Here is a 26,471-nt window from a genome sequence, read left to right as displayed (position 1 = left end):
GTACCTGTTTTCTTTTAATCATTTCATTTGACTGACATTTTTGATAATGCCTATTACTATTCATGATATAAATGATATAATAATTTTATCTATACATATAATGATAGAAAAAGTAATAGAGAGGGTGAATGCCTCTGCGTATACTGTCTAGAATACTTATCCTTTCAGCCGTTTTTTTAACCATTGGTTTTTATGCAAGTATAAATGATAATAATGATGGTAATATTTTGATCAAAGAAGATCATACGACAGAAATGAAACCAGCCAACACACAAATTCCTGATTTAAAGCAAAGTAAAAAAATATCCTCTGAAAAACCGAAAGAGGGCTTAGCAATATTGATTGGGAAAAATTTATCTGAACTACAAAAAAAACTTGGAACACCAACGAGAATTGATGAGTCCATGTATGGCTATCAGTGGTACATCTATAATCACGACCATAAAAATTATCTGCAAGTTGGTGTTGAAAATAAGCGTGTAGTGACGATTTTTGCCCTTGGTCAAAATCTAGATGTGGCCCCGTTTGAAATAGGCCAGCCTGTTGAGGAAATTTTTAATACCCAATTTATTGATACTAATATTAATCTTGAATATAGAGGGAACACCTATCGCTTTGAATTAAACGATACCGATTTAAATCTTCGGCCAATGGTACAATTAGGTGATATATACGTCCAGCTATATTTTGATAAGTTTACCGGCAATCTTTCAAGTGTACGTTTCCTGAATGCAGAAACACTAATTAAACAACGCCCATATGAACTTGTTTATAGTGGAATCTTAATTCAAGCCCCTGTAATTTCCGAGGAATTACAGCGTACAATTGAAGAAGATGCGGAACAAGAGATATTTGATATAACCAATGTCTTACGGGCAAGGCATAAACTAAATGAATTAAAATGGGATGAAAATACAGCGGAGGCTGCGTTCAAGCATAGTAAGGATATGTCTGAAAACAATGATTTTTCACACACCTCTAAGAAGTTTGGAGACCTTTCCAAGCGATTGAAAACAGCACAGGTGGTCTACAAAGCAGCCGGGGAGAATATTGCAGCCAATTATACCGATGGACCTGCAGTTGTCGAGGGTTGGTTAAATAGTAAGGGACATCGTGAATCACTGTTAAATAAGGATTTTTCACACCTTGGTGTTGGAGTATATCAGAAGTACTATACACAAAACTTTATTCAAAAAACAGAACAATAAATGAAAAAAGGTGACCACTTGGTCACCTTTTTTCAACTTTATATTCATTAAATAAAAATTTATTGTTATCCCAGGTTCCATACACCCGTATCACATCCCCTATTTGAAAGGACTCTTTTTTGAAGTGGTTGGTTACGGGTGTTATCTTTTGAGTTGTTATTAATCTTGTTTCTGTTTGCAGCTTTAATGACTGGACATAAATGTTGCGGTGATAGTAAAAACGTTGTTTTTCCTCTGAAATGTCTTTAATTTCCCCCGTCAAGATTGCTTCTTGATTTACAAAGCCAGAATTAAGCCACTTCCTATCATTCTCCCTCATTTCTTTTTTTGTAAGGAAAAAAAAGTAAAGGCAAATTATTGGGATAACAATAGCGGTGACCATGTTTGATCAAACTCCTTCAATCATTATTTACTGATGGTAAAGAAAGTACCTGTTGCATAAGCGATTTTTTTTCCGTCAGCACGATAAGCTTCCCCTGAAATAACCATCGTTTTAGTGCCTTTATGTACAACCTCTGCCTTACATCGAAGTGTTTCTCCAATACCTGGTGCAATGTAATGGATATTTAATTGATTTGTTACAGCCCCAAATCCTTCTGGCTGAAGATAATTAGCTAAACTCCCCATCGCTGTATCAAGGACGGTTGCCGTCATTCCTCCATGGAGTATATTTAGGTTATTATTGAGAACTGGGTGTAAAGGAATCGTTATTTCACAACTTGTCTCATCTATTTTTCTCTCCATGTGGAGAATCCCGTCAATATAGGTGCTGTTGTTCTGAATTTTTCTTTGGAATCCTTCTAAAAAGTGGGCTAGGGAATTTAAGTCTTCCTCTGAACCACCTTCGATACAAGTTTCAAATAATTGACGTAATTCATCTTTCAAAATCTTTTCCTCCCACATTTCTTTGTCTTTTGACATCTTACCATTTACCAGGAAATTATTAAATATATTCAACTTGATGGGAGCAATCACATTTGTAAAATTATTTCATATTCTATTATTGGCATTAATATGGGCTGAGGTGAGAAAAGTGACGGAAAAAAAATTACACCCTTCCGTGTTACAATTTAAAGAATTTGTAAAAAATAACCCGAAAATTATCCAAGAAGTCCGGAAAGGGAAATCGACCTGGCAGGAGTTATATGAAGATTGGTATTTATTAGGTGAGGATGATAGTCACTGGGAAACAATTGGAACTGTCAATGTTTCAGAAAGTGACAGCAGCGTAGAATCTAAAGGGGATTGGATGTCCAGTATTGTTAGTATGGTAAAGAAAATGGACCCAAATCAAGTGCAAAACCATATTAATAACTTAAGTCAGGCACTTGGTGCAATTCAAGGAGTAATTACACAGTTTCAAGGGAATAATCCGGCAGTGGGGTCTGTGAAGCCGTCGGAAGGACCTAAAAATCCATTTGTATTTAGAAAAGATTGAGAGAAAGGAAATTTAAACTAATGCGAAGAGATGTGCTTGAATATATCGAAGGTCAAAAGGACCTAAAACAATTTATTCGTGAACAGCCAATCTGGTATCGAAAGCTTTCTCGGAATCCCTATGAATTACAGACACTTGAAATTGAATCGTTACATTATTATAAAAAGACCATTCCAGACCAGGTTAATAAATTTTCAAATAGTGTACAAATGGCTTCGATGATGTATCACATGTTTCAAGCGATGAAAAATCAAAATTAACTTAAGTCACATTATCCATCATGTGGCTTTTTTTGTGCGAGAAAGAGAAGTGGAGACTAAAAAATTAGATGAGGGCGAACAATACAAGCAAAAGAAGGAGTGAAATGAAATGAAAAATCGTTTTCCGTACCTAATCCTACTAGTCTTATTGATAGGCATACTTTCGGGATTTAATCATGTATTGCCAAGCACAGAATTTCCTTCGGTAGTTGTTCACCATCAAATAAAGGGTGAACAAGTATTGATTGAATGTATCGTTACAGGAGTCAGTTTCCGGGAAACAGACCAATCCAAGCAGAGAATTGGTAAGATTTTGGTTTGGGTTGATGGGATGAAGAAAACCGAAGTTAATTCAGCAGCATTTATTATTAGTGACTTATCACCAGGTAGACATATAGTGAAGCTCGAGGTTGTCAACTTAAAGAATGAATCCTATGGAATTGCAAAAGAATTTATGGTAAATATCCCTAGATAATAGGAAATTTTCGCATTACTAACACTTTCATGTTAAAATATCTGTGGAGGTGGGCGTAAAGTGCTTGCTACGTTAGAAAGTATTGAATTATTAGAACAAGCTGAGCAATTAGCAAAAATGGTTTTAGAATCTGATATAGCTGAACAATATCAAATTTGTTTATATAAATTGCAAAATAACAAGGAATCACAACGGAAAATAAACCGATTTGTGAGTTTAAAGGAACTATATGAAGAAGTTCAGCGATTTGGTAAATACCATCCTGATTATAAAAAAGTCATGACTCAAATCCGTGAAAATAAGCGGGAAATGGATTTGGATCCTCTTGTAGCTGAGTTTAAATTAGCTGAAAATGATTTGCAAGATCTGCTGGATGCGATTAGTATCATTGTCGGCGGTTCGGTCTCTGAACATATAAAAGTTCCAACAGGCAACCAGTTTTTTGAAACCCAAACCAGTCATAGCAGTGGTTGCGGCGGAGGCGGCAGTTGTAATTGCGGGTAAAAAAATCAGCTAAATAAGGCTGATTTTTTCTTTATAATCGCAGTGTTTATTCTGTTGCAATCATAGAATATTGAAAAGAATCAAAGTTTGAATTGAAATGAAGCGTTTTGATATGCTAGACTTAGTTAAAATGATGGTTCTGTTGAAGGGGAAAAAAGTATGTTTGTTCAAAGACAAGGATTGGTTGTTTGGCTTTACTCTTTAAAACAAGCCAAAATGCTTAGACGGTTCGGAAATGTACATTACGTTTCAAAAAAGTTGAAATATGTCGTTCTGTATTGTAATCAAGAAGAAGTGAATGAAATAATGGAAAAGTTGAATTCTTTTTCGTTTGTAAAGAAAGTAGAACCTTCCTATAAACCATTCTTAAGAATGGAATATGAGAATTCATCACCAGATAAAGCAAAAGAATACGATTATAAAATGGGTATTTAAAAAGGTGAGGGAGAAATCCCTCACCTTTTCCTAATGTCTAGCTCCAGCGCCCAGCGGCTAGTGGACTTCACTCTTTTCCCTACGATAAGTCAAGCACGAATGCGCTTCGCTCTCCGTGTTTCCTTTATCTCAGTCAAAGCGCTCCAGTCCATACGCCGCTAAACGGGCGCTTCCGCTTTTCCTATTGTAGTGGCAATAAATAATGATTTAGACGGAGAATACCAATAAGGTGCTGGTAATATAGTTCTTTTTCATAAAAGATGGTAGATGGCTTTACAGATAGCTCGTGTATATTCTTACCATGTTTATCAGCTGCAGCGGCAAAGAGGTCATATCTTTTATTAGGTATAAAATTGGGGTTTGGGACACCCTCGCGGCAAATATATAGTGCTTGGAACTTCCCAGGGTCAGTTGGCTTTAAAATCACAACCAGGGAAGTTCTCTCCTTATCATCAATCTTTGTATTTAGTGCGAGCATGTGTTGAAGACGATGCTGATTCGCATCTGTAAGCTCTAGCAATTCATATAAATCTGAATATCCTTCTCCTAATTCAATAAAACGCTGGATCACTGAAAACTCTCCTTTAAAATGGGGCAATTAATCAATACTTTATCATGGATGATTCATTTTTAAAATAAAAATAAAAAAAACCTGCAGAAAATTCTGCAGGGTCCTTCCACATCCTCATAAAGGATAGAAGGCAAAGGGAGAGGAGAAACCGGAGGAAGAACTTATGGGGAAACGTAAGTCTTCTCCGCGGTTGGCAACAACATCCTCGAATTGATGTTGTTACTTTCATTATTTCCACAACCCAAAAGCTTATACGTACTTTATAATAAAAATTCGTAATGAAAAGATATCATCCGCAGAATTGTCTACTTTTTATAAATTATGGTAGGATGTACTAAGAAATTATTTATGAAAAAATGTGGTGATAAGTACGTGAGAGTGGTTTCAGGTGTTTGTAAAGGTAGACCTTTAAAGGCAGTTCCAGGAAATACAACAAGGCCGACAACAGATAAGGTAAAAGAAGCTTTATTTAATATGATTGGTCCTTATTTTGATGGCGGAATAGGGTTGGACCTATTTGCTGGCAGTGGTGGATTAGGTTTGGAGGCACTTAGCAGGGGATTGGATAAAGTGATCTTTATTGACCGGGAATCCAAGGCTATTCAAGTAATTCATGAAAATATTAAAGCTTGTAAATTTGAGGACCAAACCGAGGTTTATCGCAACGATGCAGATAGAGCATTAAAGGCTCTCATCAAAAGAGATATCTGCTTTGATTACATATTTTTAGACCCACCATACAAAAAACAACAACTGGTCAGTTTAATGGAAAAAATGGATAAACAGGATGTTGTAAAAAAAGATGGCATAATTGTCTGTGAACATAGTTTTGATGTGGAGTTACCAAAATCAGCGGGGCGTTTGACACAAATAAAACATGAAAAATATGGTATGATCGCGGTAACTATTTATATAAAAACAGATATTGAATAAGGGGGAGTCATTTTGACAAGAATAGCTGTCTGTCCGGGAAGTTTTGATCCAATTACATATGGCCATTTAGATATTATTAGAAGAGGTGCCAAAGTATTTGATACTGTTTATGTGAGCGTTTTAAACAATTCATCGAAAAATCCTTTATTCACTATTGAAGAGCGAATGAATCTAATTAAGGCTGTAACAAAAGATCTAACTAATGTTAAAGTAGATGTCCATTCGGGCTTACTTGTGGATTATGCAAAGGCTGTTAATGCTAGTGCTATTATTCGTGGATTAAGGGCGGTATCAGATTTTGAGTATGAAATGCAAATCACTTCGATGAATAGAGTACTAAATGAGGATATTGAAACCTTCTTTATCATGACCAACAATCAATATTCATTTTTAAGCTCTAGTATTGTAAAAGAAGTAGCAAAATATAATGGCGATATCTCGTCACTTGTCCCGCCAATTGTGGAAAAAGAACTAAAAAAGAAATATAAAGATAAATAAAAAAAGAGCTAGGCTCTTTTTTTATTTAAGCGGGAAAACAAAATAAGCACATACACTAAAAGAGAACAGATGGTGACAAGAGGACCGACGTCAATCATTTTATGATAAAAATGGTTTGACCAGGAACCTTCCTCGAAAAAACCAACGGGCAGGGCATTAGAAGGCTGCTCTTGCCTACTGAAGCGCAAGTAAACGGGTTTCCACAAAATCAAGGCAAACAAGCTTGCGAAAATACCTTGAAGGATTCTTGCAATAAAAAAGGGCTTAAATCTAATATCTGTTTGGGCCAGGATGCTTGCAACCTGTGCTTGGACACTAAATCCACTAAAGGCGAGGATAAAGCTGGTAATCATTGCTTTCTGCACTAGAGTAGCATCCTGTACCAGACTAGTTAGCTTACTGCCTAATGTGATTTCAAATAAACCGGAAATAAAGGGAATACTTAACATATCCGGGAAAGACATTGAGGATAACAATATCTCAACTGCTTTTGCCAGTGCTGCTGTGATATGTAATTGATAAAGTAATTTATTAATTACGGAAAATAAAATAATAAAGCCGCCAACCATTAATAAAGTCTGAATGGAAGAATTGACTGCATCGCCTAGAAGTTTACCAATGGGTCGATTATCTTTTAATCTGGTTTGATGTAAAGTAGAAAGAGCCGATCGTATTTTGAATTTCTTATTTTTCGTACTAGGTTCGTCAGGAGATTCATTTCCATAAAAACGCATGATTAATCCAACGCAAATATTTCCTAAATAGTGGGCTATGGCAAGGAGTACACCTAATTGTGGGTTATAGAAAAATCCAACGGATACAGCTCCAAAGATAAATAAAGGATTTGATGAATTAGTAAAAGAAACGAGTCTTTCTGCTTCGATTTGTGTTAAGTGGCCTTCCTGCCGCAGCCTGGCGGTAAATTTCGCACCAGCAGGGAATCCTGATGCCATACCCATCGCCCAAACAAATCCGCCAACACCAGGTACCTTAAAAAGAGGCCTCATCAATGGTTCCAATAATACACCAATAAATTTGACAACCCCAAATCCAATCAACATCTCAGAAACGATAAAAAAAGGTAATAGGGAAGGAAAGACAATCTCCCACCACATATTTAGTCCCCGTATGGAAGCATCTAAAGACTCTTGTGGAAATGAAATAAGTGATGCAGCTAAAATGGTGACAGAAACGGATAAAAAAATAGTTTTTAGTTTGGACCGAAACAATGAGGGGGCCTCCTTCCGAGGGGAATCGCCTGAAACTGTGCAATCAATAAATTGAATGTTAAAATAAGAAATATTCTTATCCTGACTTGTCCTCATATAACACAAATATACTCATAGAACGTATATTTAGACCATAAGATTGAACGAGAATTCTCATTTCCGTGGAATAGACTTCGGTGGGTCCATTTTGATAAGATGATAAAATTTTCAATCGCTTTAAATAGGAGGTCTTTCGTTATGGAGCACCCTAAAATAGGCTTGGCGCTTGGTTCAGGTGGTGCACGCGGGTTTGCTCATTTAGGAGTTATTAAAGCATTAAAGGACGCTGGAATTCCGATTCATCTTATTGCAGGAAGCAGTATGGGAGCGCTTGTTGCGAGTTTTTACGGAGCTGGAATTGACATGGAGCGGTTATATAAACTATCGACTGCCTTTAAAAGAAAATACTTTTTGGATTTTACTGTTCCGAAAATGGGGTTTATTTCAGGGAAAAAAGTAAAGGAATTTATTAAAGTTTTTACACATGGAAAAAACATTGAGGAGCTAGACATCCCAATTGGAATCGTCGCCACTGATTTGCTGACAGGGGAAAAAGTTGTATTTCAAACAGGACCAGTCGCTGATGCAGTTAGAGCAAGTATCTCTATCCCCGGGATTTTTGTTCCGGAAAAATATAATGGACGAATCCTAGTGGATGGTGGTGTATCTGACCGGGTTCCTGTGTCTGTTGCTAAAGAGATGGGGGCGGATATAGTGATCGCAGTAGATGTTTCCAGGGTGAAACGAAACGCAGAGATTCTATCTATTTATGATGTAATTATGCAAAGTATAGACATTATGCAAGCGGAAATAATTAACAATAGGGAAATTGCAGCTAGTGTAATGATTCGACCCCCAGTGGAAATTTATAGTTCACGAGCCTTCACAAATATTGATGAAATCATTAATCTTGGTGAGGAAGAAGCAAAAAAATCTTTACATCAAATAAAAACCGTGATTGACCAGTGGAAGGGGTAGAAATTGCCATGCGAAAAAAAATATATATAGGATCTACACTATTTGTTGCCATTATTTTAATCTGGGGAATGTTTTATTCTTTACCTTATTATGTTTCAAAACCTGGAATGGCAAAAGAACTTGGACCCATCATCACGGTTGATGGTGGTGAAAAGGATGTAGGCAATTTTATGCTTACAACAGTTAGGATGGGCAGGGCAAATATTTACTCCTATTTAGAAGCAAAAAGCCGAAAATATGAAGAACTCTATCCATTAGATATGATTTTAAATAAAAAAGAAACTGAGGAAGAATACAATACAAGACAACTTCATTTGATGGCCGGGTCGAAACTTAACGCGATTGAGGTTGCGTACCGTAAAGCAGGATTGCCTGTGAAATATAAATATAAGGGGATTTATGTTATGCAGGTGATTCCAGATATGCCTGCGGATGGGAACCTTTCAGCGGGGGACCGCATATTTAAGGTGGATGGAAAGCAATTGCCTTCTTCGGAGAAATTTATTGATTACGTAAGCAAAAAACAAGCTGGTGACAAAGTAAAATTAACTTATCAGCGAAATAAAAGCACAAATACCGTTACATTAGAACTTCAGCCTTTTAAAGAGGATCCTCAAAAGGTGGGTATTGGGATTTCGCTTGTGGACGATAAAGAAATAGTAGTGGAGCCGAAGGTTAGGGTAAAGACGGATGAAATAGGTGGACCATCTGCCGGCTTTATGTTTTCATTAGAAATCTATAACCAGTTAACAGAAGGGGACTTAACTAAAGGCTATCAAATTGCTGGCACTGGAACGATTGATGGGGATGGTACAGTCGGACCTATTGGAGGAATTGAACAAAAAATTGTTGCAGCTGATAAGGCGGGTGCAGAATATTTTTTAGCCCCTAATGAAAAAGGGATAAAGAATTCTAATTACCATGATGCTGTAAAGACAGCTCGGGATATTAAGACTAAAATGAAAATCATTCCAATTGATACCTTTGATGACGCGGTAAATTATTTAGAAAATTTGAAGGAAAATAAAAAATGATGGTGCGGCTGCATCATCTTTTTTATTTCCCTTTTATATATACAGGCGGCTGCTCATATTCTTGCCGAAGCATCTTTGCTTTTAAATGACTGGGAATCCCGAGCGAATAAATACGAGCAGCTTTAATATCGAGGTTTATTTCATTTCCCTTAAACGAAGCTAGCTTCGAAATAAGCGGCAAACTAAGGTGAGACTTCTTTTTATTTAAATATTCTCTACCAGTAGAGGTCATTCCTAGAAGTCTTAAATAAGTGGCTTTTTCCGAATGTCTTGCCATTTCCTCTTTTTTTGTATTCGTTAAAATATGAACACATAGCCTTTGCAGTCTTGTCCAAGTATAGCGTTTTGTTTTAATTTTCTGCATAAATTGATGAAAATTATCTGCCTCAAGAGCAGCAGCTTGAAGCCTGTTTTCAAGCCCCTCTTCCACCTCGTAGATTTCCCTAAGTTCACCAGGGCTAGAATGAATCAAGCGAAATTGCAGGTAGTTCCAATAATTCTCCCATTGGTGAAATCCATGATATTGCTGAATATACTCTTTTAACAAAATTTTCGTTTGCTCTGGCACATATTGATCAATATTTGTTTGGCTATTGTCATTTGTAAAAATAGCTTTACGGATACTAGTTGCACTGGCAATTGTTGCCGAAGCGAAATGCTCATCGTGATAGTCAGCGTTTTTCCGAGCGATTGTCAGCGGTCTGACTGCGCACTTTTGCTGTTGGATTGCTTTTATGTATTCAAGTCCCAGAATATTATTGGGCTTTGCTAGATCCAAATAATTATCTGCAGCAGGCAATTGTTGAAAAGCTAGGGATAGGGCTTTTGGATAGCTGACACCAGTATCTAAGTGACTTTTGATATTTTCATTATATGGGTTTTGCTGTTCTTTTAAGTAATCAATCGTTTGAAGAAAGTCGGATAAATCTCCACTTTCACTTCCAAAACAAAGGGATTCACAGTGGACAGCATCTAAAATTGACACAGCCCCGAAGGCAAAGGTCTCCGCTTTTTGAGTAGCAAAACGATACGGAAGTTCAAAAACAATATCAACTCCATTAAGCAAGGCCATCTTAGTGCGCTGCCATTTGGATACAAGGGCAGGTTCTCCGCGCTGCAAAAAGTTCCCACTCATTACAGCAATGACAACATCTGCCTGCGCTGCCTCTTTAGACGCTTGCAAATGATAGGCGTGTCCATTATGGAAAGGATTGTACTCCACGATTAAACCAACAGATTTCATATCTTCTCTCCCTTTTTTAAAAGTACTAATATTATAGCAAAATTTTAAGGTAATCAATCAAGTTATATGATAAGATATTAAAGATGTTTGCAAATAGCTTATCTGGTTAAACTAGTATAGGAAACTCATGTGAGCGTTTTGCCTTTTTTAATCACCTGACGGGGTGTAAAGAAAAAACATTGACAAAAAATTTATCGAAGGCTATAATTATTTTTGTTGCCTTGGGGTGATTCAATTGAAATGGACATTAAGTCAATTACAAAAATATCGAAACAAGGATTTTTTGATTGATGAAATAGTTCGTGTGGATGAGATTATACAAGATGATCCAACCATTCGAGAAGTTTCTCCGATGCATATTACTGGTCGGGGAGATATTGATTCAACAAAAGTAACTTTCCATTTAAAAATTGAAGGTTACTTAATACTTCCTTGTTCTCGTACTTTAGTGGATGTTAGACTTCCAATTAATGTCGAAACAACTGAAACGTTCCTCTTACAAGCTTCAGTATATGAAACTGAAGAGGAAGCATATCAAGTAAATGGTGATGTGATTGATATTATGCCAATCCTTCGAGAGATTCTTTTACTTGAAGTTCCAATGCAGGTTTTTTGCGAAGATGTTAATCATGAAGATGCGGCTCCACAGTCTGGCAAGGATTGGGAAGTTGTTCATGAGGAAGATAAATCTAAAAAAATGGATCCAAGGCTTGCAGGTCTTGCAAAGTTTTTTGACGAAAACAATTCTTCTTCGTAAATCTAATCGACAAATCTAAGAAGCAAAGTGAAGCCCAGTGTTCCTGGTCTTCATTACTTTCTTAATACTCTTTAAGGAGGTGGGAAGAATGGCTGTACCTTTTAGAAGGACTTCTAAAACTGCAAAAAGAAAACGTCGTACTCATTTTAAATTAAACGTACCTGGTATGGTAAGCTGCCCAAACTGTGGTGAAATGAAACTTTCACACCGCGTATGTAAAGCTTGCGGAACATACAAAGGAAAAGATGTAGTAAACGACTAATTTTAAGGTAAGATAGTAAGCACAAGGACTTAAGAGTCCTTGTGCTTTTGTCGTTTTTAGATAAATACTTACATAAAAAAATATAAAATGAAAGGTTGCGACAGTATGTCATATTCGATTGAAAAACACGAAAAGGGTTATTTATTATTTACGATTAATAGAAGTGAAAAAAGAAATGCTATTAATTTTGACGTGATGGAAGGCTTGGCAGAAGCGATAAAAAAAGCAACTGAACCTGATATTAAGGCACTTGTTATTACCGGAAAAGACGATCAGGCTTTTTGTTCAGGTGGAGATTTATCTGTTTTTCACCAACTTCATACAAAGGAAGAGGCATACAACATGCTCTCAAAAATGGCAAATATCCTTTATTCTCTACTTACCTTGCCTATCCCTACTATTGCTCTTATTAATGGAACAGCAGTCGGTGGGGGGTGTGAACTTGCAGCGGCTTGTGATTTTCGTCTTGCCCGAGAAGGAATAAAAGCAGGGTTTGTCCAGGGGAAGCAAGCAATAACAACAGGTTGGGGAGGAGGTTCAATTTTAGCTGAAAGGCTGCCATCGGCGATTGCTATGAAACTTTTAATGGAAGCTGAACTCCAAACAGTTGCCTATTTAAAAGAAATTGGCTTTATCAACTCTTTATATACGGATAACTCTCTTCAGGCTTGTGAATCATATCTTGAAACAATGCTATCGAACGATTTAAGTGTGCTAAACTCCTATAAAAAGATCTGGATTAGAAAGTGGGAGGAAACAAAACTGCGTGAAAGAATGGAGGATGAGGTAAGAAATTGTGCTGTTCTTTGGGAAAGCGATGCTCATCATGAATACGTAAAAGCTTTTATACGAAAAAAACAATGACTTAAGATGAAAACACAGGGCTTGATTAAGTCTATCTTTTCTAGTAGATGCATATGTATTATAAAAACACTAGGAGGGATGATTTTATGTCACCGACTCGACAAGATGCATGGTCTCAAGACGAAGACTTGTTGCTTGCTGAAGTTGTGTTACGTTACATCCGAGAAGGCGGGACACAACTTCAAGCTTTTGAGGAAGTAGGGAAGCAGCTGACGCGTACCTCAGCAGCCTGTGGCTTTCGTTGGAATTCATTTGTCAGAAAACAATATAAATCGGGAATAGAGCTAGCAAAAAAGCAGCGTAAAGAGTTGAAAAAGCAACCAGCCTATAATGAAGAAGAATCCGTTCATGAAGCCGTTAAGGAAGAAGTCGTTCCATCACCCGTAGTTAATGAGCAAGGCAGCAAAATCACGTTTGCGACTGTTATTCATTTCTTAGAAGGTCTCCAACAAAAAGCGCAAGCCTCAACCAGTTTTGAAGCAGACCGGAAGCGTTCTACTGAAAAAATTAAAGAGTTGGAAAAGAAGGCATACCATTTGGCTGCGGAGAATGAAAGATTAGCCAAAAATTTAAAAGCGATTGAAGAGGATTATCGTTCGTTAATTGAAATTATGGAAAGAGCACGGAAAATGGTCGTCCTGCAGGATGAGGACCGACAACAAAAGGTGAAATTTCAAATGGACAAAAATGGAAACCTTGAAAGAGTAGAAAAGTAGAAAAAGCGGACTAATCGTCCGCTTTTTATTTTATATGTTAATTATTATGCTGTGCCTCGACACCGGTTGGATACCAAACCAATGGATTTTCCCCACGGTCACGCTCCATATCGTATTCTACATTGGCAAAGTCCATCTTCTCCCAGAAGTCTCTTGATTGGACTCTAGGGTTTGTCTTAATTGGGAGACCAAAGCTCTTCGCAAATTCTACAAGTACTTTCCCATACCCCTTACCTTGATATTCAGGTAATACTTCAAGCTTCCAAATCTCTAAGTAGTTTTGCGGTGGATAGAAGTAGCGGTCAAATTTTGCTTCAATTTGATATAAACTCATCCGTGCTACTAATTTGTCCCCAAAGTAAATTCCGTAAAATGGAGAGTCGCTATCGTTATCGACCAAATTTTCTTCAAGGTCTTCCGACATTGATAGTTCTTGAATCCCATATTCTTTAAATTTTTTAAATTCTTCTAGTGTTTTAAAGTTTACTTTTAGTTTTTCCACCTTTGTTACCATAGCCAAACCCCCTTATAAATGAGAACCTCATAACCTTGTATATATTCATTTGTCCCTGAATATCATGATATGAAACATTTTTTGGATTATTCAAATGAATCACTATCATTATATAACAAAAACTCAAAAAATTCTTCAAATAAGTTCAAGGCGTTTTCATTATTTGCATGGTAGGTAGAGAATGATTCAGAAACATATTTACGGAAGTTTTTTGAGGAGGGGAATTATGGCTGTAAATAACACATGGAATAATCACTTAAACGAGAACCGTAAGATGATTGAGGCGGGCGGACATCCAAAATATCATGAGAAGGCTAAAGAACAAAAAAAGCTTTTTGTTCGAGAACGTCTTGCTTTATTGTTTGATGGAGGAAATTATGAAGAAGATGGTAAGTTTGCCAATTTTAAAGCCGGGGATCTTCCTGCTGATGGTGTTGTAACGGCGATTGGTAGAATTAAAGGCCAGACGGTATGTGTCATGGCAAATGATTCGACAATCAAAGCAGGTTCATGGGGAGCAAAAACGGTTGAAAAAATTATTCGCATTCAAGAAGTAGCCGAGAAATTAAAAGTTCCGTTATTTTATCTGGTCGATTCTGCTGGAGCGAGAATTACAGATCAAGTTGAGATGTTTCCAAATCGTCGTGGCGCTGGAAAAATCTTTTATAATCAAGTGAAGCTTTCCGGGATGATTCCTCAAGTGTGTATTCTGTTTGGCCCATCCGCGGCAGGTGGAGCTTACATCCCTGCATTTTGCGATATTGTAATTATGGTCGATCAAAATGCTTCTATGTATTTGGGATCACCCCGCATGGCTGAAAAGGTTATCGGCGAAAAGGTATCGCTTGAAGAAATGGGCGGTGCAAAGATGCATTGTTCTGTCAGTGGCTGTGGGGATGTACTCACCTTTAATGAGGAAGAAGCGATAGAATCAGCTAAAAAGTATATCAGCTTCTTTCCAGGCAGTTTTAAAGAAAAAACAAAGATGACTAATGGGATTGCTGCGAAACAGGGACGTGAATTAGAAGCAATCATTCCAGAAAACCAGAACGCCCCGTTTGATATGTATGAATGTATTGATAGGCTTGTGGACCAAGATAGTTTTTATGAAATTAAAAAATTATTTGCCTCAGAATTGATAACTGGATTAGCTAGAATCGATGGAAGAGCGATTGGAATTATTGCTAATCAGCCAAAAGTAAAAGGCGGCGTTTTATTCGTTGATTCTGCTGATAAAGCTGCTAAATTTATTCAGCTTTGTGATGCATTTCATCTCCCATTATTATTTTTGGCAGATGTACCTGGCTTTATGATCGGAACAAAGGTTGAACGTGCTGGGATTATCCGTCATGGAGCAAAATTTATTGCTGCAATGAGTTCAAGCACCGTTCCGAAAATATCTGTCATTATTAGGAAAGCATATGGTGCCGGTTTATATGCCATGGCAGGTCCTGCTTTTGAACCGGATTGCTGCATAGCGTTGCCGACTGCGCAGATTGCTGTTATGGGGCCGGAAGCTGCTGTCAATGCCGTTTATTCAAATAAGATTAATGAAATAAAAGACCCAAAAGAAAAAAATGCTTTTGTCCTAGAGAAGCAGAGAGAATACAAAGAACATATCGATATTTATAAGCTAGCATCCGAGCTTATTGTAGATGAAATTGTTGCTCCATCTGAATTACGAAATGTGCTTATTCAACGCTTTACTTACTATGAAACAAAAGAAATAACTTTCAGCGTCCGCAAGCATCCGGTTTATCCTGTCTGATTGTAAGTCCTAATCGATGATTATCGAATAGGGCTTTTTTTTCTAATCTTTCTAACAAACTATCGACAGCTTCTGATAAAATATGGGTAAAGTTGACTAAAAAGAGGGGTTTCCATGAGGGTAGGAATTATAGGTGCTGGTTCGATTGGCTTATTATTTGCCGCTTATATTAGTAGAGTATTTGAGGTTACAGTCTACACAAGAACGACAGAGCAAGCATCTGAGTTAAATAAATATGGGATCGTTCTAAAGAAAAAAGGAGAACAAACGATTTCCTTTGTAAAGGCCCTGCCCATTTCAGAGTGGACGGGAGCGGAGGATCTAACAATAATCGCCGTTAAACAGTATCAACTTAATCCAATCATTGAGACAATTAATCGGTTCCCGATAACTCCTAACAATCTATTATTTTTACAGAATGGTATGGGGCATTTAAAACAGCTGTCAGTGATTTCGAATACAAATATTTTTGTGGGGTCTGTGGAACACGGAGCACTTAAAGAGAATTTATTTACTCTAGCTCATAATGGTGAGGGAATAACAAATGTTGCTGTTTTTAAGGGGGATCCAACTCTTTTGAATGAGTTTGTTTCCTCAGCGCCAAATGAATTTCCAGTGATTCTCAAAAAAGATTACATGAGAATGCTGCAAAATAAATTAATTGTCAACGCAGTGATTAATCCATTAACAGCCATCCTTCAGGTGAACAATGGTGAATTAATAAAAAATCAATACTACCTTCAAGTATTAAAAAAATTATTTTCCGAAATTTCAACAGTATTAACTTTGGAAAATGTTGAAGATCATTTGCAGCAAATTATTGATATTTGTAAAAATACTTCCGAAAACCGCTCCTCCATGCTTAAAGATATTGAAGCAAACAGAATGACAGAAGTAGATGCAATCCTTGGTTATATTTTAGGGGAAGCACAACGCAAAGAAATGACGGCACCTACCATTGAAACCCTTTATTATTTAATAAAAGGGAAAGAGTGGATAAAGGGGGTAACTTCTTGATGGCTTTTTTATCCTCTATAATTTCTATATTCTTTGCATTACCATTTTTAGGATTTCTACTTGTGTTTATTATTACAAAACTAGTGACAAACAATAACCGGAAATCAGTTCACAAGGCTCTTGATTACACAACAATTTTATTTGTTATTTCAGTTCATTTTTTAATTGAAACTATTTGGGGGAAATCGCTTTTTTGGTTAATAATACTGATAATGATTTTAATTGCAATGATTTTTGTGTTTGTTCATTGGAAGGTTAAAGAAGAAATTGTCTTGAGAAAAGTGTTGAAGGGTTTTTGGCGATTTAATTTTATTCTCTTCCTCCTGGCATATATTACCTTAACTCTATTTGGATTACTTCATCGGGCAATAATATTTACCTTTTCCAACTGAATAGTAAGCCAAAGTTTTTTTCAAATGCGGTTGGTAGTGGTATACTCTTAAAAGAATGAATTTGGGTGATCAGAAAGGAAGTACATGAATGGAGATTTTAAATCTCTCTCTACCAGCAACAAATCGGTTTGCGTCGAATTATTTGGAACAATCTCCTGAAATCCAGTCTTTTTTTCATTACAGGTATAATGAATTTACTGATGATGACAAAAGGGTTTCTGAACTAAGTAACCGGTCCTTTCCTCGCGTGGAAGTTGCTGAACACATTGAGAGCTTTATGAAGCGGTTTCCATCGTCTGAAGCTGTTATAAAGTCAATTGATAAACTTAAAACAAATAATAGCCTCGTAGTTATTGGGGGGCAGCAGGCAGGTATCTTAACAGGACCGCTTTATTCAATACATAAAGTTATTTCAATTATTAAGTTAGCGGAACAAAAGGAGAAGCAGCTAGGAATACCAGTTGTTCCTGTATTTTGGATTGCGGGAGAAGATCATGATTTCCAAGAAGTTAATCATGTATTTGTGCCCGTTAATCAAAAGGCGGATAAATGGACCTATCCGGAAAGAGTAGTTAAGAAGAAAATGGTCTCTGATATACAGTTAAATCAAGAGGTTTGTCTTACATGGATGCAAAATCTAATTGAGAATTTCGGTGAGACCGAGCACACGAATAAATTATTAGAATTTGCGAAAGAACAAGTGTCGATTTCAGCTACCTTCGTTGACTTTTTTGCAAATATAATTATGGAACTGTTTAAGGATTATGGGTTGTTAATTGTCGATTCTGGTAACAAAGAGTTTCGTCAGCTGCAGAAAGAATTTTTCAAGAGTCAAATTTTTCAACATGAAGCAATAACAGACAAATTATTGGAACAACAGAGGAAAATTGAAAAAAGTGGTTTTCCAATTACGATTGAAGCAAGTGAAGAAAATGCAAACCTATTTTACTATGATCAAAATATGGGTGAACGGATTTTACTTGAATACGATCGAGGGAAGGATCGTTTTGTGGGGAAAAGTGGTTCCTTGGCATTTACGAGAGAACATTTAGTCGTGCTTGCTGAGGAGAATCCGGCTTATTTAAGCAATAATGTGGTGACGCGGCCGTTAATGCAGGAATGGCTTTTTCCAACAATTGCTTTTATTGCGGGTCCAGGAGAAATAGCATACTGGGCAGAACTCAAATTAGTTTTTGAACATTTTGATATTAAAATGCCGCCGATAGTACCCCGTTTGAATATTACTATCCTTGACCGATCAGTTGAAACGGATGTGGCAGAATTACATCTAAATTTAGCAGACGTATTGAGCGGTGGTACGGAAAAAGGAAGACACCAATTTCTAGAATCAATTAAGGATAAAGAAGTGGAGTCACTATTTTCAATGACGAAAGACCAATTAGTAAAGCAGTATCGTCAATTAGAAGCAAAAACGCTCGAGTTGGACCGCGGACTGTTACCTTTGTTAAAGAAAAACGAAAGTTATTTAATAAAAGAAATCGAGTTTTTGGAAAAGAAATTAGATGAATCGGTACGATTAAAACACGATAATATTATTAAAAAATATGCACGTGTTGATCTTGCTTTAAGACCAGACGGCTTTCCTCAAGAAAGGGTTTGGAATATCTTTTATTATCTCAATCAATATGGATTGAACATTATTAATGACTTAATGGCAGGAAGTTTCGAATTTGATGGACGGCACAAGGTTATGAAATTTTAAGTTAAACTCCACTTTAGAAGTGGAGTCAGATTGTCGAGAAAGGGTGCTTTTCTCGGCAATTTTTTTTTCACCGAAACCAATTATTGATTTTTGTCCCTGCTAATGATCCTGTTGATTTGCGCTCCAGGCACTTCGCTTTCCGCGGGCGTGGCGGGGAGCCTCCTCGGCGCTGAAGCGCCTGCGGGGTCTCCCCTGCCCCGTACTCCCGCAGGAGTCTTCGTGCCTTCCGCGCAAATCAACAGGGAGAAATCAACCTGAAGAATCGCCACACAATTTTTCCAACTTGGCTAAGTGGCATACTTTGGCAGGCTGCCGTAAGGAGAGCCTGTTCACTTGCATTCTTTAATCCCCGTAACCGGCAATAGCGAAGCCCTTGCAGCTCTTCCTGAGTCTGCGAAGCTTCTCTCAATTTTTTCCTTCCTAAATTTATAAAGCATTTTTCCAGATTTAGATAAGCGATTTTTCCTTACCTTTTCTTTGTGCTCCTCCCAAACATGACGTGTCACTACTTTTACCTTATTTTTGGAGCGTTGCATGAAGGACGATTTCATCAAATAATTCCCGAAAAATATTGGTACCATTAAATCGGTGCTGGCGATTCCAACTGATCGTAGAGTGGTGTGGAACAGGATCTTTGAACTTCAAACCTAAAAACCTAAAAACTAACGGTAAGCAACATTCATTTCAATTTCTCTTTGTAATTGTCTTTCTGAACGGATACCGTAAATATAACCAATAAACATCATTTTAAATAGAATAAGTGGGTTGGAAGGGCGTCCATTGTCATCACTATAATACGGATGAATTTTTTCAGTAAGGAAAGAAAAATCAATAAATTTATCAATCAAACGAAGAAGGTGATGATCAGGACCTAATTCATCATTTGAAATAAATTCATATTCTTTTTGGTTAGATTCTTTTAGCTTAAACTTTGATTTCGCCACTTTTTATTAGATATTGGTAGATTATTAAGATTTATTAATAACACTCTGTTGATTGGTACGGAAGACACGAAGACTCCTGCGGGAGTACGGGGCAGGGGAGACCCCGCAGGCGCTTCAGCGCCGAGGAGGCTCCCCGGCACGCCCGCGGAAAGCGAAGTGTCTGGAGTGCCAATCAACAGACAAGTCCCAAAGCTTAAACTAATAATATTTAAGCAAATTAATGCAGTGGATTATTAAAATATCTGAATAAAATAAGAGGCTGTCGAGAGTTTCTCGAAAGCCTGACTCCACTTAAGCAGTGGAGTTTTTCTTTTTTTGTAAAAAAATAACATAATGAAAAAGGAATATTAAGAATTAAGGCGAATAGTTAAAAAATAGGTGGTGGAAAGTGGGGGAATGTGGTACATTTTTAATAGAAAGTGGGGGTCATGGGTATGTTCATGGGTGAATACCATCACAGCATTGATAATAAAGGCCGCATGATTGTGCCCTCCAAATTCCGTGATGAGCTTGGTGAGATGTTTATAATCACGCGTGGATTGGATCAATGTTTATTTGGTTACCCCATATCAGAGTGGGAGCTGATTGAAGAAAAGTTAAAAGGCTTACCTCTGACAAAAAAAGATGCCCGTGCTTTTACTCGCTTCTTCTTTTCTGGAGCAACAGAAAGTGAACTTGATAAGCAAGGAAGAATTAATATCCCAGCACCACTATTGCAATATGCAAAGCTAGAAAAAGAATGTGTAATTTTGGGTGTTTCCAATCGAATTGAAATTTGGAGCAAACAGATTTGGGAAGACTATTTTTCACAGTCAGAAGAATCTTTTGCGGAAATTGCAGAAAATATGATTGGCTTTGATATATAATGGATAAATTATGTTAATATAATTTCTGTTATAGATCGTTCGATTGGAAAAGGTGGTTACTACATGTTTGAACATACAACTGTGTTGTTAAAGGAAGCTGTTGAAGGATTAAATATTAAGTCAGATGGTATTTATGTTGATTGTACTTTGGGTGGGGCAGGACATAGTGCCTTGATTCTTTCAAAACTCGGGCCCCAAGGAAAACTCTTTGCATTTGACCAGGATGAAACTGCGATTGTACATGCTAAAGAGAAGTTAGCGCAATATGGAGACCAATTAGAGATAATTAAAAGCAATTTCCTATATTTAAAAGAAGAACTAGAAAATCGAGGAATTGCTAAGGTGGACGGAGTTCTATACGATCTCGGGGTATCCTCGCCACAATTGGATACACCGGAAAGAGGTTTTAGCTACCATCATGATGCACCACTCGATATGAGGATGGATAATGAAGCAGATGTTTCTGCCTATGACGTGATTAATCATTGGGCATGGGAAGACTTAGTTCGCATCTTTTTTCGCTATGGTGAAGAGAAATTCTCTAAACAAATAGCCCGTAAAATTGAAGCGGCAAGAGCTTTGAAACCGATTGAGACAACAGCAGAATTAGTTGAATTGATAAAGGATGCTATCCCGGCGCCGGCTAGAAGAAAAGGTGGACATCCTGCCAAGCGGGTTTTTCAAGCAGTCAGGATTGCTGTCAATGATGAATTAGCTGTGTTTGAAAAGTCAATAAATCAAGCAATCGATTTATTAAACCCAGCGGGGAGAATAAGTGTTATTACCTTTCACTCTCTAGAGGACAGGATTTGTAAAGCAGCCTTTAAGAAAGCAAGTGAAACTCCTAATTTACCTCCAGGTTTACCAATCATTCCAGATGAGTATAAACCGATTTTAAAGCTAATTTCACGGAAACCTATTCTTCCTTCTGAAGAAGAATTGGAACAAAACAATCGTGCAAGGTCTGCAAAGCTCCGTATAGCAGAAAAATTATAAAAAATGCCATCGCCTAGGCCGTGACAGAAAAAGAAAAAGAAAAAATCTGGAGGGGAAATGTTTGAGTAATCTTGCCAGGAAGTATTTAGAGCAGCAACTAACAGAGAAGAAAGTCGAAAAAAAGAGTCAAGTACTAATCAAAAAATCCTGGCTCACTCCTGGAGAAAAAATAATTGGACTAGCCTTTGCCGGATTTGTGTGTTTTGGTGCCGTTCATATTATTTCGAACCAAGCAAAAATTTACGAGGTCAATAAAGATATTCAGATTATCGAAGCAAAAGTATCTGAACAACAGAAGGTAAATAGCGATTTACAGGTACAAGTAAGCGAATTAAGTGCTTACGACCGGATTTATAAAAAGGCTAAGGATATGGGCCTTATTAAAGATGAAAATAATGTCAAGGTAGTGCATTAAAATGAACAAGAAACAGCCATATATGAATGTAGGAGCAGCCATTTTATTTGGATTTTTTGGCTTGCTCTTTTTTGTATTAATTTTTAGGTATTTTTCTATTCAAATCTCCGGAGAGGTTGACGGGCAGCCGCTAGCGGCGAAAGCACAAGAAAAATATAGCAGAGAAGGGAATTTGACTGCCTTAAGGGGCGATATCTTTGACCGGAATGGCGGAGTAATTGCAGAGGATACCAATGCATATACCATAATTGCAATTTTAGATAAGAAGATGACAACAAATCCAAAAAAACCACAGCATGTAAAAAATCTGGACAAAACAGCAAGAGAATTGTCAAAGTACCTAGAAATGGATGAATCAGAGATTTATAGTATCTTATCCAAAGGGAAAAAAAGTAAAAAGTTTCAAGTTGAGTTTGGTAAGTCAGGCAGAGATATTACAAATCAAACAAAGAAAAAGATAGAAGATTTGAAGCTGCCAGGAATCACTTTTATTCGTGATTCCAAACGCTTTTACCCAAATGGAGTTTTCGCTTCACATTTAGTGGGGTATGCAGACCGGATTGAGCAAAAAGATAAAACGATTAAATCGATTGGGAAAATGGGAATTGAGAAAATTCTTAACGATGAATTAACAGGGAAGAATGGGAAGGTAAATTTTGAGAGCGATTTATGGGGGTATATACTTCCTGATGGGAAGGAAAAAATTTCTCCTGCTCAAAATGGGAATGATGTCTATTTGACCATCGACCAAAAAATACAAACCTTTCTAGAAGATGCAATGAACAAGGTAGACAAGGAATATAAACCTGAAAAAATTATTGCAATAGTTGCAGATCCGAAAACGGGGGAAATATTAGCGATGGGGCAACGCCCGACCTTTCATCCGAAAACAAAAGAAGGGATTGATAAAGGCTGGCATAATGAAGCGATTGAAACCTCATTTGAACCCGGTTCGACGATGAAAATTTTTACGCTTGCAGCAGCTGTCCAGGAAAAGGTATTTAATCCGAATGAAACCTATCAATCTGGCTCCTATCAAGTCACTAATAAGGACAAAGCAATTCATGACCATAATTACTCAGGGTGGGGAACGATCTCTTATCTTGAAGGTGTGCAACGTTCGTCTAACGTTGCCTTTGCGAAAATCGCAAAAGAGAAGTTGGGATTTGAAAAGTTTAGAGAATATTTAACAAAGTTTGGTTTTGATAAACCTACAGGCATTGACCTTCCAGATGAAACATCTGGAAAGATTCAGTTTACCTATCCGATTGAAAAAATTACGACGGCCTACGGACAAGGAACGGCAATAACACCGATTCAACAAATTCAAGCGGCAACAGCAATAGCTAATGACGGGAAAATGATAAAACCGCATGTTGTCAAAAAAATTGTTAATCATGATACAGGAGAAACAATTAAATCAAACTCTCCTGAAGTAGTTTCAACTCCAATATCAAAAGAAACAGCAAAACAGGTCCGCGATATCCTTGAAACCGTTGTTACCTCACCAAATGGAACGGGTGGCCGTTATAAAATCGATGGGTACAGTGTTGCCGGGAAGACGGGGACCGCTAATATACCAGGGCCGAACGGAAGGTATTTACAAGGGGCAGATAATTATATGTTTTCGTTTCTAGGTATGGCCCCTAAGGATGATCCCAAATTAATTGTCTATGTTGCTGTTCAGCAGCCTGATCTTGACGGTACTGGGATGGGTGCCCTTCCTGTATCGGGTATTTTTAACCCTGTCATGAAAAACAGCCTGCAATATTTAAATATTAAGCCTTCTAAGAGTCAAAAAGCACAATTAAACAAACTGTCAGATTTTATTGGGAAGTCGGCCGATGAAACTGAAAAGGAACTAAAGGCAAAAGGTATTGAATCGGTTGTAATTGGTAAGGGAGTAAAGGTTGTCAGACAACTGCCAGCGTCAGGAACGACTGTTTTAGAAGGTGAAAAGGTAATTATCCAAACTGATGGAGAAAAACTTGCCCCAAATATGACAGGATGGTCACTTAGAGATGTCATGAAAGTTGCTAATATTGCAGGCTTAAAACTAAATTCAAAGGGCCAAGGCTACGTAGCTCAGCAGAATATCAAACCAAAGACTATTATGCGAAACGGTGATTTCTTAATAGTTGATTTAAAAACCCCTGAAGAGCAATGGAATTTAGACAATAAGGCTGGATCAGACGTCCAAGAAAAAACTGAAGTAAAAGTCCAAGATTAATTGTTAATCCCGCTTATTTAAGTGGGATTTTCTCTTCTTTATACACGTTAAGCTGCGTTCTAATACAGGGAGTACAAGCATATAAATGAACGATAGAAAAAGGAGGTTCGTTCAAAAAATGCGTGTTTCTAATGTAACTGTTCGCAAACGTTTAATGATTGCTCTATTTGTTGGTATTCTAACCTTCTTAATTATTGATGTACGGCTTGGATATGTTCAATTTGTTTTGGGGGATTGGCTGACTTCTGGGGCAAGGGACTCATGGAGTCGTAATATCCCCTTCGAACCTGAGCGTGGACAAATTGTTGACCGTAATGGGGTGCCACTGGCAACAAATATTAGTGCGCCAACTGTTTATGTTATGCCAAGACAAGTAAAAGATCCGGCTGCAACAGCAGAGAAGCTGGCCTCCGTGTTAAATATGCCAAAAGAGAAAGCATATCGAGAAATTACAAAAAGTGCTTCTTCCGTGCGGATAAAGGAAGGAAGAAAAATTTCCCATGAAAAGGCAAAAGAGATCAGAGCCCTTGGTCTAGATGGCGTCTATATTGGGGAAGACTCCAAGCGCCATTACCCAAATGGGAGTTATCTTTCTCATGTGCTTGGATTTACCGGGGTGGATAACCAAGGATTGATGGGGCTAGAGCAGTACTATGATAAAGAGTTAAGCGGTGAACGTGGAGCAGTTAAGTTTTATGCGGATGCCAAAGGAAAAAGAATGAATAGTATGGCAGATGATTATGAACAGCCAATTAACGGTCTTGATTTAAAACTGACAATCGATTCAAAAATACAAACTATTGTCGAAAGAGAACTGGATATTGCTGAGGCGAAATACAATCCAGATGGTATTATTGCACTTGCCATGAACCCAAATAGTGGTGAAATTTTAGCCATGTCAAGCAGACCGACTTTTGATCCTGCAAATTTCCGGAATGTCCCCCAAGAGGTCTATAACCGGAACCTGCCAGTTTGGTCAACCTATGAACCTGGTTCAACTTTTAAGATCATTACCCTGGCTGCAGCATTGAATGAAGGAAAGGTTAACTTGGAGAAGGAACATTTCCATGATTCTGGTTCGGTTCAGGTAGCCGGGGCGAGGTTAAAATGCTGGAAGAGGGGCGGTCATGGTGATCAAACCTTTTTAGAAGTGGTTGAAAACTCGTGTAACCCTGGCTTTGTTGAATTAGGTGATCGTTTGGGAAAAGAGAAGCTTTTTAAATATGTTAAGGATTTTGGGTTTGGACAGAAAACGGGTATTGATTTACAAGGAGAAGGTACGGGGATATTATTTAATTTGAATCGAGTAGGTCCTGTTGAACAGGCAACGACTGCTTTTGGACAAGGAGTATCTGTAACACCTATCCAGCAGGTAACTGCAGTGTCCGCAGCGGTCAATGGTGGAATATTATACAAGCCGTTTATTGCGAAGGAGTTAATTGATCCCGTAACAAAAGAGATTGTGATGAGAAATTCTCCAGTTGAAAAAAGAAGAATAATTTCCGAAAAGACTTCAAAAGAAATTCGCCATGCACTTGAAAGTGTTGTCGCCCAAGGGACAGGTGGTAGGGCATTTGTTGAAGGCTACCGTGTAGGTGGTAAAACTGGTACAGCGCAAAAAGCACAAAACGGGAGATATTTAGAAAATAACTTTATTGTTTCTTTTATGGGCTTTGCTCCTGCAGATGACCCAGAGATTGTCGTATATGTTGCTGTTGATAATCCGAAAGGAGTAACGGCATTTGGGGGAACCATCACGGCTCCAATCGTAGGTAATATTATGAAGGATAGCATGAAAGCAATGGGTATTAAGCCGAGAAAAGACCAAATTGAAAAAGAACTAAAATGGCCGGATACCCCTTTAATAAAGCTCCCTGATTTTACTGGTTTAACGAAAATGGAGTTAATGGATCAGCTTATTAACTTAAAGGTGGATGCAAGTGGAGAGGGAGATGTGGTGATTAGACAATCACCTGAAGCAGGAGCCAAAGTCAAAGAAGGCTCGAAAATAAGGCTATATTTCGGGAAGGAAGATTAATTCGGGGGAAATGCAATTCTTTGTGGCAGGGCGGTCGGAATGGTTTCCGCCGCCTAATTTTTTCATTAAGGTTTGATTACTAAATAGCAAAATAAAATATTTTAATGTAAAATAAGATGGAACT

The 26,471-nt window shown here is 37.6% G+C and carries 29 protein-coding genes and 2 pseudogenes; 23 read left to right on the top strand and 8 right to left on the bottom strand.

The features are described from left to right. The first annotated feature begins 128 nt into the window (after nt 1–128). Complete coding sequence (locus tag RCG22_RS08275; RefSeq protein WP_098261079.1) at nt 129–1,208, top strand: CAP domain-containing protein; 1,080 nt, start codon at nt 129–131, stop codon at nt 1,206–1,208. Nucleotides 1,209–1,230: 22 nt separating this feature from the next. Here RCG22_RS08275 and RCG22_RS08270 read toward each other — a convergent pair whose 3' ends face one another. Then, the gene (locus RCG22_RS08270; protein WP_308106484.1) at nt 1,231–1,527 is read right to left on the bottom strand and encodes a hypothetical protein; all 297 of its coding nucleotides are present in this window, start codon (nt 1,525–1,527) and stop codon (nt 1,231–1,233) included. 86 nt (nt 1,528–1,613) lie between these two features. Further along, complete coding sequence (locus RCG22_RS08265; protein WP_308106483.1) at nt 1,614–2,093, bottom strand: PaaI family thioesterase; 480 nt, start codon at nt 2,091–2,093, stop codon at nt 1,614–1,616. A gap of 76 nt (nt 2,094–2,169) precedes the next feature. On the opposite strand from RCG22_RS08265, the gene RCG22_RS08260 reads away from it, so the two are divergent. From RCG22_RS08260 to RCG22_RS08240, 5 genes are all read left to right on the top strand, one after another. Continuing rightward, the gene (locus tag RCG22_RS08260) at nt 2,170–2,646 is read left to right on the top strand and encodes a YlbD family protein (protein ID WP_308106482.1); all 477 of its coding nucleotides are present in this window, start codon (nt 2,170–2,172) and stop codon (nt 2,644–2,646) included. Between the two features lie 20 nt (nt 2,647–2,666). Next, nucleotides 2,667–2,906 carry a YlbE-like family protein gene (locus RCG22_RS08255; protein WP_098261082.1) on the top strand — a complete coding sequence of 80 codons (240 nt, stop codon included), beginning with the start codon at nt 2,667–2,669 and terminating at the stop codon, nt 2,904–2,906. 109 nt (nt 2,907–3,015) lie between these two features. Then, the gene (locus RCG22_RS08250; RefSeq protein WP_098261083.1) at nt 3,016–3,381 is read left to right on the top strand and encodes a hypothetical protein; all 366 of its coding nucleotides are present in this window, start codon (nt 3,016–3,018) and stop codon (nt 3,379–3,381) included. Between the two features lie 60 nt (nt 3,382–3,441). Beyond that, complete coding sequence (locus tag RCG22_RS08245) at nt 3,442–3,885, top strand: YlbF/YmcA family competence regulator (protein ID WP_098261084.1); 444 nt, start codon at nt 3,442–3,444, stop codon at nt 3,883–3,885. A gap of 159 nt (nt 3,886–4,044) precedes the next feature. Further along, nucleotides 4,045–4,320 (top strand): YlbG family protein, encoded by a 276-nt coding sequence (locus tag RCG22_RS08240; RefSeq protein ID WP_098261085.1) that lies wholly within the window; start codon nt 4,045–4,047, stop codon nt 4,318–4,320. 181 nt (nt 4,321–4,501) lie between these two features. Here the strand turns inward: RCG22_RS08240 and RCG22_RS08235 are convergent, their stop codons facing one another. Next, entirely contained in the window at nt 4,502–4,891 is a 390-nt protein-coding gene (locus RCG22_RS08235; RefSeq protein WP_098261086.1) for a DUF7147 family protein, read from the bottom strand. 372 nt (nt 4,892–5,263) lie between these two features. Between RCG22_RS08235 and rsmD the strand changes: the two genes are divergently transcribed. Both rsmD and coaD read left to right on the top strand, forming a co-directional pair. Further along, entirely contained in the window at nt 5,264–5,824 is a 561-nt protein-coding gene (rsmD, locus tag RCG22_RS08230; RefSeq protein WP_098261087.1) for a 16S rRNA (guanine(966)-N(2))-methyltransferase RsmD, read from the top strand. Nucleotides 5,825–5,836: 12 nt separating this feature from the next. Next, nucleotides 5,837–6,322: a pantetheine-phosphate adenylyltransferase gene (gene coaD, locus RCG22_RS08225; protein WP_308106481.1), complete on the top strand. Its 486-nt coding sequence runs from the start codon at nt 5,837–5,839 to the stop codon at nt 6,320–6,322. Nucleotides 6,323–6,330: 8 nt separating this feature from the next. Here the strand turns inward: coaD and ylbJ are convergent, their stop codons facing one another. Then, nucleotides 6,331–7,551: a sporulation integral membrane protein YlbJ gene (gene ylbJ / locus RCG22_RS08220; protein ID WP_308106480.1), complete on the bottom strand. Its 1,221-nt coding sequence runs from the start codon at nt 7,549–7,551 to the stop codon at nt 6,331–6,333. Between the two features lie 237 nt (nt 7,552–7,788). Between ylbJ and RCG22_RS08215 the strand changes: the two genes are divergently transcribed. Next, nucleotides 7,789–8,568, top strand: a complete 780-nt coding sequence (locus RCG22_RS08215) for a patatin-like phospholipase family protein (RefSeq protein WP_308106479.1) — start codon at nt 7,789–7,791, stop codon at nt 8,566–8,568. 8 nt (nt 8,569–8,576) lie between these two features. Next, nucleotides 8,577–9,602, top strand: coding sequence for a SepM family pheromone-processing serine protease (locus tag RCG22_RS08210; RefSeq protein ID WP_308106478.1), 1,026 nt, complete (start codon nt 8,577–8,579; stop codon nt 9,600–9,602). A 22-nt stretch (nt 9,603–9,624) separates the two neighbouring features. On the opposite strand, the gene RCG22_RS08205 is transcribed toward RCG22_RS08210, so the two are convergent. Further along, the gene (locus tag RCG22_RS08205) at nt 9,625–10,845 is read right to left on the bottom strand and encodes a nucleotidyltransferase (protein ID WP_308106477.1); all 1,221 of its coding nucleotides are present in this window, start codon (nt 10,843–10,845) and stop codon (nt 9,625–9,627) included. 235 nt (nt 10,846–11,080) lie between these two features. On the opposite strand from RCG22_RS08205, the gene RCG22_RS08200 reads away from it, so the two are divergent. From RCG22_RS08200 to RCG22_RS08185, 4 genes are all read left to right on the top strand, one after another. Then, complete coding sequence (locus tag RCG22_RS08200; protein ID WP_098261093.1) at nt 11,081–11,602, top strand: YceD family protein; 522 nt, start codon at nt 11,081–11,083, stop codon at nt 11,600–11,602. A gap of 88 nt (nt 11,603–11,690) precedes the next feature. Beyond that, a complete protein-coding gene (gene rpmF, locus RCG22_RS08195; protein ID WP_026566356.1) occupies nt 11,691–11,864 on the top strand; it encodes a 50S ribosomal protein L32 in 174 nt (57 codons plus the stop codon). Between the two features lie 105 nt (nt 11,865–11,969). After that, nucleotides 11,970–12,728, top strand: a complete 759-nt coding sequence (locus RCG22_RS08190; RefSeq protein ID WP_308106476.1) for an enoyl-CoA hydratase/isomerase family protein — start codon at nt 11,970–11,972, stop codon at nt 12,726–12,728. An 86-nt stretch (nt 12,729–12,814) separates the two neighbouring features. Further along, nucleotides 12,815–13,444, top strand: coding sequence for an RsfA family transcriptional regulator (locus tag RCG22_RS08185; protein WP_098261094.1), 630 nt, complete (start codon nt 12,815–12,817; stop codon nt 13,442–13,444). A 37-nt stretch (nt 13,445–13,481) separates the two neighbouring features. Here the strand turns inward: RCG22_RS08185 and RCG22_RS08180 are convergent, their stop codons facing one another. After that, the gene (locus RCG22_RS08180; protein WP_098261095.1) at nt 13,482–13,958 is read right to left on the bottom strand and encodes an N-acetyltransferase; all 477 of its coding nucleotides are present in this window, start codon (nt 13,956–13,958) and stop codon (nt 13,482–13,484) included. Nucleotides 13,959–14,184: 226 nt separating this feature from the next. Here RCG22_RS08180 and RCG22_RS08175 point away from each other — a divergent pair, with 226 nt between their 5' ends. The 4 genes from RCG22_RS08175 to bshC all read left to right on the top strand — a co-directional run bounded on the left by RCG22_RS08175 (nt 14,185) and on the right by bshC (nt 18,858). After that, nucleotides 14,185–15,726: an acyl-CoA carboxylase subunit beta gene (locus RCG22_RS08175; protein ID WP_308106475.1), complete on the top strand. Its 1,542-nt coding sequence runs from the start codon at nt 14,185–14,187 to the stop codon at nt 15,724–15,726. Nucleotides 15,727–15,840: 114 nt separating this feature from the next. Then, nucleotides 15,841–16,743: a 2-dehydropantoate 2-reductase gene (locus tag RCG22_RS08170; RefSeq protein ID WP_098261097.1), complete on the top strand. Its 903-nt coding sequence runs from the start codon at nt 15,841–15,843 to the stop codon at nt 16,741–16,743. Then, nucleotides 16,743–17,135 carry a DUF3397 domain-containing protein gene (locus RCG22_RS08165; RefSeq protein WP_286137901.1) on the top strand — a complete coding sequence of 131 codons (393 nt, stop codon included), beginning with the start codon at nt 16,743–16,745 and terminating at the stop codon, nt 17,133–17,135. Before RCG22_RS08170 ends, RCG22_RS08165 begins: the two co-directional genes overlap by 1 nt. Nucleotides 17,136–17,223: 88 nt before the next feature. After that, nucleotides 17,224–18,858 carry a bacillithiol biosynthesis cysteine-adding enzyme BshC gene (gene bshC, locus RCG22_RS08160; protein ID WP_308106474.1) on the top strand — a complete coding sequence of 545 codons (1,635 nt, stop codon included), beginning with the start codon at nt 17,224–17,226 and terminating at the stop codon, nt 18,856–18,858. Between the two features lie 235 nt (nt 18,859–19,093). On the opposite strand, the pseudogene RCG22_RS25500 reads toward bshC, so the two are convergent. Beyond that, nucleotides 19,094–19,388, bottom strand: a pseudogene (locus RCG22_RS25500) (transposase); the annotation flags it as partial. Nucleotide 19,389: 1 nt separating this feature from the next. Then, nucleotides 19,390–19,802, bottom strand: a pseudogene (locus tag RCG22_RS25495) (transposase); the annotation flags it as partial. 434 nt (nt 19,803–20,236) lie between these two features. Between RCG22_RS25495 and mraZ the strand changes: the two are divergent. The 5 genes from mraZ to RCG22_RS08130 all read left to right on the top strand — a co-directional run bounded on the left by mraZ (nt 20,237) and on the right by RCG22_RS08130 (nt 26,347). After that, nucleotides 20,237–20,668, top strand: a complete 432-nt coding sequence (gene mraZ / locus RCG22_RS08150) for a division/cell wall cluster transcriptional repressor MraZ (protein WP_066252575.1) — start codon at nt 20,237–20,239, stop codon at nt 20,666–20,668. A gap of 63 nt (nt 20,669–20,731) precedes the next feature. After that, nucleotides 20,732–21,664 carry a 16S rRNA (cytosine(1402)-N(4))-methyltransferase RsmH gene (rsmH, locus tag RCG22_RS08145; RefSeq protein ID WP_308106473.1) on the top strand — a complete coding sequence of 311 codons (933 nt, stop codon included), beginning with the start codon at nt 20,732–20,734 and terminating at the stop codon, nt 21,662–21,664. Between the two features lie 61 nt (nt 21,665–21,725). Continuing rightward, entirely contained in the window at nt 21,726–22,079 is a 354-nt protein-coding gene (gene ftsL, locus RCG22_RS08140; protein WP_098261101.1) for a cell division protein FtsL, read from the top strand. A 1-nt stretch (nt 22,080) separates the two neighbouring features. Next, nucleotides 22,081–24,309 carry a penicillin-binding transpeptidase domain-containing protein gene (locus RCG22_RS08135; RefSeq protein WP_308106472.1) on the top strand — a complete coding sequence of 743 codons (2,229 nt, stop codon included), beginning with the start codon at nt 22,081–22,083 and terminating at the stop codon, nt 24,307–24,309. A 118-nt stretch (nt 24,310–24,427) separates the two neighbouring features. Beyond that, the gene (locus RCG22_RS08130) at nt 24,428–26,347 is read left to right on the top strand and encodes a stage V sporulation protein D (protein WP_098261103.1); all 1,920 of its coding nucleotides are present in this window, start codon (nt 24,428–24,430) and stop codon (nt 26,345–26,347) included. Nucleotides 26,348–26,471: the final 124 nt, after the last annotated feature.

The sequence above is a fragment of the Neobacillus nitrireducens genome, from assembly GCF_030915405.1.
GTDB lineage: Bacteria > Bacillota > Bacilli > Bacillales > Cytobacillaceae > Neobacillus.
Note: the sequence above shows the minus strand (reverse complement) of the source record. Positions and strands in the feature narration are given on the sequence as shown.

Excerpts from the sequence above, each read along its gene's own strand:
- RCG22_RS08275 (WP_098261079.1), top strand. The coding sequence starts at position 129 with ATGCCTCTGCGTATACTGTCTAGAATACTTATCCTTTCAGCCGTTTTT.
- RCG22_RS08270 (WP_308106484.1), bottom strand. The coding sequence starts at position 1,527 with ATGAGGGAGAATGATAGGAAGTGGCTTAATTCTGGCTTTGTAAATCAA.
- RCG22_RS08260 (WP_308106482.1), top strand. The coding sequence starts at position 2,170 with ATGGGAGCAATCACATTTGTAAAATTATTTCATATTCTATTATTGGCA.
- RCG22_RS08255 (WP_098261082.1), top strand. The coding sequence starts at position 2,667 with ATGCGAAGAGATGTGCTTGAATATATCGAAGGTCAAAAGGACCTAAAA.
- RCG22_RS08250 (WP_098261083.1), top strand. The coding sequence starts at position 3,016 with ATGAAAAATCGTTTTCCGTACCTAATCCTACTAGTCTTATTGATAGGC.
- RCG22_RS08240 (WP_098261085.1), top strand. The coding sequence starts at position 4,045 with ATGTTTGTTCAAAGACAAGGATTGGTTGTTTGGCTTTACTCTTTAAAA.
- RCG22_RS08215 (WP_308106479.1), top strand. The coding sequence starts at position 7,789 with ATGGAGCACCCTAAAATAGGCTTGGCGCTTGGTTCAGGTGGTGCACGC.
- RCG22_RS08210 (WP_308106478.1), top strand. The coding sequence starts at position 8,577 with ATGCGAAAAAAAATATATATAGGATCTACACTATTTGTTGCCATTATT.
- RCG22_RS08205 (WP_308106477.1), bottom strand. The coding sequence starts at position 10,845 with ATGAAATCTGTTGGTTTAATCGTGGAGTACAATCCTTTCCATAATGGA.
- rpmF (WP_026566356.1), top strand. The coding sequence starts at position 11,691 with ATGGCTGTACCTTTTAGAAGGACTTCTAAAACTGCAAAAAGAAAACGT.
- RCG22_RS08190 (WP_308106476.1), top strand. The coding sequence starts at position 11,970 with ATGTCATATTCGATTGAAAAACACGAAAAGGGTTATTTATTATTTACG.
- RCG22_RS08185 (WP_098261094.1), top strand. The coding sequence starts at position 12,815 with ATGTCACCGACTCGACAAGATGCATGGTCTCAAGACGAAGACTTGTTG.
- RCG22_RS08180 (WP_098261095.1), bottom strand. The coding sequence starts at position 13,958 with ATGGTAACAAAGGTGGAAAAACTAAAAGTAAACTTTAAAACACTAGAA.
- RCG22_RS08175 (WP_308106475.1), top strand. The coding sequence starts at position 14,185 with ATGGCTGTAAATAACACATGGAATAATCACTTAAACGAGAACCGTAAG.
- RCG22_RS08170 (WP_098261097.1), top strand. The coding sequence starts at position 15,841 with ATGAGGGTAGGAATTATAGGTGCTGGTTCGATTGGCTTATTATTTGCC.
- RCG22_RS08165 (WP_286137901.1), top strand. The coding sequence starts at position 16,743 with ATGGCTTTTTTATCCTCTATAATTTCTATATTCTTTGCATTACCATTT.
- bshC (WP_308106474.1), top strand. The coding sequence starts at position 17,224 with ATGGAGATTTTAAATCTCTCTCTACCAGCAACAAATCGGTTTGCGTCG.
- mraZ (WP_066252575.1), top strand. The coding sequence starts at position 20,237 with ATGTTCATGGGTGAATACCATCACAGCATTGATAATAAAGGCCGCATG.
- rsmH (WP_308106473.1), top strand. The coding sequence starts at position 20,732 with ATGTTTGAACATACAACTGTGTTGTTAAAGGAAGCTGTTGAAGGATTA.
- RCG22_RS08135 (WP_308106472.1), top strand. The coding sequence starts at position 22,081 with ATGAACAAGAAACAGCCATATATGAATGTAGGAGCAGCCATTTTATTT.
- RCG22_RS08130 (WP_098261103.1), top strand. The coding sequence starts at position 24,428 with ATGCGTGTTTCTAATGTAACTGTTCGCAAACGTTTAATGATTGCTCTA.